Origin of the sequence: Hansschlegelia beijingensis (genome assembly GCF_045505405.1) — a bacterium.
Lineage (GTDB): Bacteria > Pseudomonadota > Alphaproteobacteria > Rhizobiales > Methylopilaceae > Methylopila > Methylopila beijingensis_A.
Map to the genome: position 1 here is coordinate 1 of NZ_JBJKEX010000164.1, position 6516 is coordinate 6516.

Below are 6516 nucleotides of genomic sequence, written 5' to 3' on the forward strand. Positions count from 1 at the left end.
GGCGCAGGCGCGGCCGCCACGCTGCTGGCCGCCCGCGCCCTGCTGCCCTCCGGCGCCTACGCCCAGACGGCCGGACCGGAGACCCCCAAGGCGAAGCTCGGCTTCATCGCGCTGACGGACGCCGGGCCGTTGTTCGTCGCCAAGGAAAAGGGGCTGTTCGACAAGTACGGCATGACCGAGGTGGAGGTCGCCAAGCAGTCGTCCTGGGGCACCACGCGCGACAACATCGTGCTCGGCTCGGCCGGCGGCGGCATCGACGGCGCGCACATCCTGACCCCGATGCCGTATCTCATCACCACCGGGGCGATGACCCAGAACAACCGGCCGACGGAGATGATGATCCTCGGCCGGCTGAACGTCGCCGGCCAGTGCATCTCGGTCGGCCAGGAATATGCGGATCTCAAGCTCGGCCTCGACACCAGGCCGTTCAAGACGGCGCTCGAGAAGAAGAAGGCCTCCGGCAAGGACGTCAAAGCCGCGATGACCTTCCCGGGCGGCACCCATGATTTGTGGATCCGCTACTGGCTCGCGGCCGGCGGCGTCGATCCCAACAAGGACATCCAGACCATCGTCGTGCCACCCGCCCAGATGGTGGCGAACATGAAGGTCGGGACGATGGACTGCTTCTGCGTCTGCGAGCCGTGGAACGAGCAGCTCAAGAACCAGAAGATCGGCTACACGGCGCTCACCACGGGCGAGCTCTGGGACAAGCATCCCGAGAAGGCGTTCGCGCTGCGCGCCGACTATGTCGAGAAGAACCCGAAGGCCGCCAAGGCCCTGCTGATGGCCGTCATGGAAGCCCAGCAGTGGTGCGAGAAGATGGAGAACAAGGAGGAGCTCGCCGCCATCTGCGCCAAGCGCAACTGGATCGGCGCTCCGGTCTCCGACACCGTGGCCCGCATGAAGGGCACGTTCGACTACGGCGCCGGCAAGCCGGTGGTCGAGAACAGCCCGTTCATGATGCACTACTGGGCGGACAACGCCGGCTATCCTTACAAGAGCCATGACCTCTGGTTCATCACCGAGGATATGCGCTGGGGCTACCTGCCCGAAAGCACCGACGCCAAGGCGCTGATCGACAAGGTCAACCGCGAGGATCTGTGGCGCGAGGCCGCCAAGGAGCTCGGCGTGACCGACCTCCCGGCCTCGACCTCGCGCGGCGTCGAGAAGTTCTTCGACGGCAAGGTCTTCGATCCCGAGAACCCGGGCGAATACCTCGCGAGCCTCGACATCAAGCGCATGGTTTGAGGCGGCCGCCCGCTTCGCCGCGCCCTCCCCGGAGACATGCGATGACACAGACAGCCGCCGCGACGTCGAACGTGACGCCGCTCAAGACGCCGGCCTCCGCGGCAGCAACGGTGGTCAGCCTGCCGACCCCGGCCGCGCGGCCGGTGTTCGGCCCCCGCGCCCGGACGCGGCTGACGGAGCTCGCCAGCGCGATCGTCCCGCCGCTTCTGACGATCGCCGCGCTGCTGATGCTCTGGGAGCTGCTCTGCTCCTCGCCCACATCCTCGCTGCCCGCGCCCTCGCGCGTCGTCAGCGACACCTGGGAGCTGATCGCCAACCCGTTCTACGACAATGGCGGCAACGACAAGGGTCTCGGCTGGCAGCTCTACGCCAGCCTGAAGCGCGTCGCCCTCGGCTATGCGTTGGCGGTGGTCGCCGGCGTGGCGCTCGGCGCGCTGGTGGGCGGCTCGGTCTGGGCGATGCGCGGCCTTGATCCCGTCTTCCAGGTGCTGCGGACCATTCCGCCGCTCGCCTGGCTGCCGCTCTCGCTCGCCGCGTTCCGGGACGGCGAGCCGTCAGCGATCTTCGTGATCTTCATCACCGCGATCTGGCCGATCATCATCAATACGGCGGTCGGCATCCGGAACATTCCGCAGGACTACAAGAACGTCGCGCAAGTCCTGCGGCTGAATCCGCTTCAATACTTCATCAAGATCATGCTGCCGGCGGCCGCTCCGTACATCTTCACCGGGCTCAGGATCGGCATCGGCCTGTCCTGGCTGGCGATCGTCGCGGCCGAGATGCTCATCGGCGGCGTGGGCATCGGCTTCTTCATCTGGGACGCGTGGAACTCGTCGCGGATCAGCGACATCATCGTCGCGCTCGTCTATGTCGGCGCGGTCGGCTTCATCCTCGATCGCATCGTCGCCCTGATCGCCGTCGCGGTGACCCGCGGCACGGCCAACGCGTGAGGACGAGCCCATGGCCAAGTCATTCCTGACCATCGAACACGTCGACAAAAGCTTCACCCGCGGGGCCGTCACCAACGAGGTGCTGAAGAACATCTCGCTCGAAGTGAACGAAGGCGAGTTCATCTCGATCATCGGTCATTCGGGGTGCGGAAAGTCGACATTGCTCAACATCGTCGCCGGCCTGACCCAGGCGACGACCGGCGTCGTCTTCCTCGAAGGCAAGGTGGTCGACGAGCCGGGCCCGGATCGCGCGGTCGTATTCCAGAACCACAGTCTTCTGCCCTGGCTGACCTGCTACGAGAACGTCGCGCTCGCGGTCGACAAGGTCTTCGGCAAGACCAAGTCCAGAGCCGAACGCCACGACTGGACGATGCACAAGCTCAAGCTCGTCCACATGGAGCACGCCAAGGACCGGCGGCCGTCCGAGATCTCGGGCGGCATGAAGCAGCGCATCGGCATCGCCCGCGCGCTCGCGATGCAGCCGAAGGTGCTCCTGCTGGACGAGCCGTTCGGCGCGCTGGACGCGCTTACCCGCACCCATCTGCAGGACCAGGTCATGCAGATCCAGGCGGAGCTCAGGAACACCGTCCTGATGATCACGCATGACGTCGACGAGGCCGTGCTGCTGTCGGACCGCATCGTGATGATGACGAACGGGCCCTCGGCGCGCATTGGCGACGTGCTGGAGGTGCCGCTCGACCGCCCGCGCAACCGGCTCGAACTGGTGTCGGACCGGGGCTACATCGCGGCGCGAGCCGCCGTGCTCAAGTTCCTCTACGAACGCCACCGCTTCGTCGAGGCCGCGTGAGCGAGATGCAACGCGAACGCCTCGTCATCGTCGGCGCCGGCATGGCCAGCCTCAAACTCCTCGAGGAGCTCGCCGCGGCCGCTCCCGACCGCCACGACGTCACCGTCGTGGGGGCGGACCCGACGCCAGCCTACAACCGGGTTCTTCTGTCGTCCCTGCTCGCAGGCGAAGCGAGCGACGAGGATCTGCGCCTGCGGGGCCGTGACTGGTACGCCGCGCACGGATTTCGCCTCCTCACCGGCGTTCCTGCGCAGGCGATCGACCGTCCCGAGAAGCGGCTGATACTGAACGACGGCCGGACGCTCGCCTTCGACAAGCTGGTCCTGGCGACCGGCTCCGAACCGATCCGCCTGCCTTTGCCCGGCGCGGATCTGCCCGAGGTCCTGATGTTCCGCGACCTCGACGACGCGGCGCGGCTGCGCGCCCTCGCCGCCCCGGGACGGCGCGCCGTCGTGATCGGAGGCGGGCTGCTCGGGCTCGAGGCGGCCTATGGGCTTGTCCGGCTCGGCTGCTCCGTCACGGTGGTTCATCTCGCCGACCGGCTGATGGAGCGCCAGCTCGACGAGCGCGGCGCTGCGACGCTCAGGCGGACGCTCGAGGCGAAAGGCGTCCGCTTCGCCCTGTCCGCATCGAGCGTCGCCATCACGGGCGATGCGCAGGTGACGGGTCTCGAACTCGCGACCGGCGAGAGGCTTCCGGCCGACCTGGTCGTGATGGCCTGCGGGGTGCGGGCGAACGCCGGCCTCGCGAAGGCGGCGGGACTGCGCGTCAACCGCGGCATCGTGGTGGACGATCGCCTCGCGACCTCCGATCCGGACATCTTCGCGCTCGGCGAGTGCGCGGAGCATCGCGGCGACGTCTACGGCCTTGTGGCCCCGGCCTACGAGCAGGCGAGAACGCTGGCCCGTCGCCTTTCGGGCGACGACAGCGCGACCTACGCCGGCAGCGTGCTCTCCACCAATCTCAAGGTCTCGGGCGTCGGCGTGTTCTCCGCCGGAGCGATCGAGCCGGAAGAGGGTGACGAGACAGTCGTGCTCGCCGACCCCGGACACGGCCATTATCGCAAGCTGATCGTCCGCGATGACCGGCTGAAGGGTGCGATCCTGGTCGGCGAGACCTCGGACGCCCTCTGGTACCTCGACCTGATCACGACCGCGACGCCGCTCGGCCCGCTGCGCGAAGACCTCGCCTTCGGCCGCGGCTTCGCGATGGCGGCGTGAGAGAGACGATGAGCCAGGACTTCTCACCCGACCAGAAGCGATATCTCGAGGGCTTCGTCTCGGGCGTGCAGGCGGTGCGCGGCCCCCGCGGGCTGCCCGGCTTCGGCGGAGCGCCCGCCTTTCAGACGCAGCCTGCGACCAACGCGCCCGCGGCGCCCTCCGGCCCCGACGCCGCGCATCTCGAGGCGATGGCGCGTTTCGAACGCGAGGGAAGGAAGCTCAGTCCGCAGGAGATCGCCAAGCGCGAGGAGCACCCGTTCGACGCCTACGCCCGGTTCAAGACCATGGCGAAGGAGAACAGGTTCGCAAAACAGCTCGACGACTTCCGCATCCGGTTTCACGGCCTGTTCTATGTGGGTCCGACGCAGGACTCCTATATGTGCCGGCTAAGGATCCACAACGGCATACTGCGCGCCTGGCAGTTCCGCGGGGTCGCCGATCTCGCCCGTCAATATGGCGGCGGCTACAGCCACGTCACGACCCGCGCCAATCTGCAGGTCCGCGAGATCGGCGCCGCGGACGGGATCTCCTTCATCGAAGGCCTCGTCGACCTCGGCCTGACCTCGAAAGGCGCGGGCGCGGACAACATCCGCAACGTCACCGGCACGCCGACGGCGGGGATCGACCCGCAGGAGCTGGTCGACACCCGCCCCTACGCCAAGGAGTGGCATCACCACATCCTCAACGACCGCTCGCTCTACGGCCTGCCGCGCAAGTTCAACGTCGCCTTCGACGGCGCCGGCCGGATCGCGGCGCTCGAGGACACCAACGACATCGGCTTCCAGGCCGTCGAGCTGCGCGACGGCTTCGGCGTCGAGGCGGGCGTGTGGTGGCGGCTGGCGCTTGGCGGCATCACCGGACACAAGGATTTCGCGCGCGACACCGGCGTGATCGTCCCGCTCGAGCAGGCCGTGCGGGTCGCCGACGCCATCGTCCGCGTCTTCATCCGCGCCGGGGACCGCACCGAGCGAACCAGGTCGCGCCTGAAATATCTGCTCGACGCATGGGGCTTCGAGAAATTCCTCGAAGCCGTCGAAGCCGAGCTCGGCGCCAAGCTCACCCGCGCTCCGGCCGACGCGGTGGCGCCGCGACCGGAAAGCGACCGGATGGCGCATATCGGCGTCCACCCGCAGCGGCAGGCAGGCCACAACTGGGTCGGCGTTGCGCTGCCTCTCGGGCGACTGACCTGCGAGCAGATGCGCGCGCTCGCCGCCATCTCCGAAGAGCTCGGCGACGGCGACATCCGCCTCACGGTCTGGCAGAATCTGCTGATCTCCGGCGTACGCGACGCCTGTGTGGCGGAGGTCGAGGGCCGCGTCGCGGAGATCGGACTGGCGACCTCGGCCTCGAATGTCCGCGCGGGCCTCGTGGCCTGCACCGGCAGCCGCGGCTGCAAGTTCTCCGCCGCCGACACCAAGGGCTATGCGGACCAGATCGCGACCCACATCGACGCCGCCGGGCTGGTCGTCGACACGCCGATCAACATCCACGCGACGGGCTGCCACAACTCCTGCGCGCAGCACTACATCGGCGACATCGGCCTGATCGGCGCGCGCGTGCCCGTGGGCGAGGACGACACCGTCGAGGGTTTCCACCTGCTTGTCGGCGGCGGCTTCGGCGCCGACGCCAGCATCGCGCGCGAGCTCGTCCGCGACGTGAAGGGCGAGGACTGCCCGGCTGTCGTCGAGAAGATGCTGCGCAGCTATCTGGCCCGCCGCTCGGGCCCGGAAGAGACCTTCGCGGCCTTCTCGCGCCGCCACGAGATCGACGAGCTGAAAGCCATCTTCGAACTTGAGGGAGCCTGAGCATGACCGCGCAGACCCCGGTCCTGCCCCCGATCCTGCCCGAGAACGCGCCCTTCAGTCCCGAGCAGCGGGCCTGGCTCAACGGCTTCTTCGCCGGGCTGCTGTCGCTCGACGGCGGCGTGCAGTCGCTGTCTCCGGAGGCCGCCCGGGCGCTGCTGGGCTCGCCGCTGCCGGGCCAGGCGCAGCCTGTCGAGGAGGATGACGGCGCGCCCTGGCATGACGCCTCCATGCCGATCGACGAGCGCATGGGGCTCGCGGACGGCAGGCCGCTGCGCCGGCGCATGATGGCCGCGATGGCGCAGCAGGACTGCGGGCAGTGCGGCTATCTCTGCGAGAGCTATGCGGACGCTCTCGCCAAGGGCGAAGAGAAGAAACTCAACCTCTGCGCGCCGGGCGGCAAGGAAACCCAGCGCATGCTGAAGAACCTCGCGCTGGAGCTCGACGGCGGCGGGGCGCCGACGGCCGAGGCGGCGCCCGCCGCCGCG

General features: G+C 68.6%; 6 protein-coding genes. All 6 read left to right on the forward strand.

Annotation, left to right across the window (positions count from 1 at the left end; genetic code table 11):
- Positions 1-1248 (forward strand): CmpA/NrtA family ABC transporter substrate-binding protein (locus ACIKT0_RS11080; protein WP_407105403.1); only part of this gene is annotated, 1248 nt, incomplete at its 5' end.
- A gap of 41 nt (positions 1249-1289) precedes the next feature.
- On the forward strand, positions 1290-2198 hold the full coding sequence (gene ntrB / locus ACIKT0_RS11085; RefSeq protein WP_407105404.1) for a nitrate ABC transporter permease: 909 nt from the start codon (positions 1290-1292) through the stop codon (positions 2196-2198).
- A gap of 10 nt (positions 2199-2208) precedes the next feature.
- A complete protein-coding gene (locus ACIKT0_RS11090) occupies positions 2209-3006 on the forward strand; it encodes an ABC transporter ATP-binding protein (RefSeq protein WP_407105405.1) in 798 nt (265 codons plus the stop codon).
- 5 nt (positions 3007-3011) lie between these two features.
- The gene (locus ACIKT0_RS11095; protein WP_407105408.1) at positions 3012-4226 is read left to right on the forward strand and encodes an NAD(P)/FAD-dependent oxidoreductase; all 1215 of its coding nucleotides are present in this window, start codon (positions 3012-3014) and stop codon (positions 4224-4226) included.
- Positions 4227-4234: 8 nt separating this feature from the next.
- Positions 4235-6031, forward strand: a complete 1797-nt coding sequence (locus ACIKT0_RS11100) for a NirA family protein (protein ID WP_407105406.1) — start codon at positions 4235-4237, stop codon at positions 6029-6031.
- Positions 6032-6033: 2 nt separating this feature from the next.
- A partial coding sequence (locus ACIKT0_RS11105; protein WP_407105407.1) for a (Fe-S)-binding protein occupies positions 6034-6516 on the forward strand: 483 nt, incomplete at its 3' end.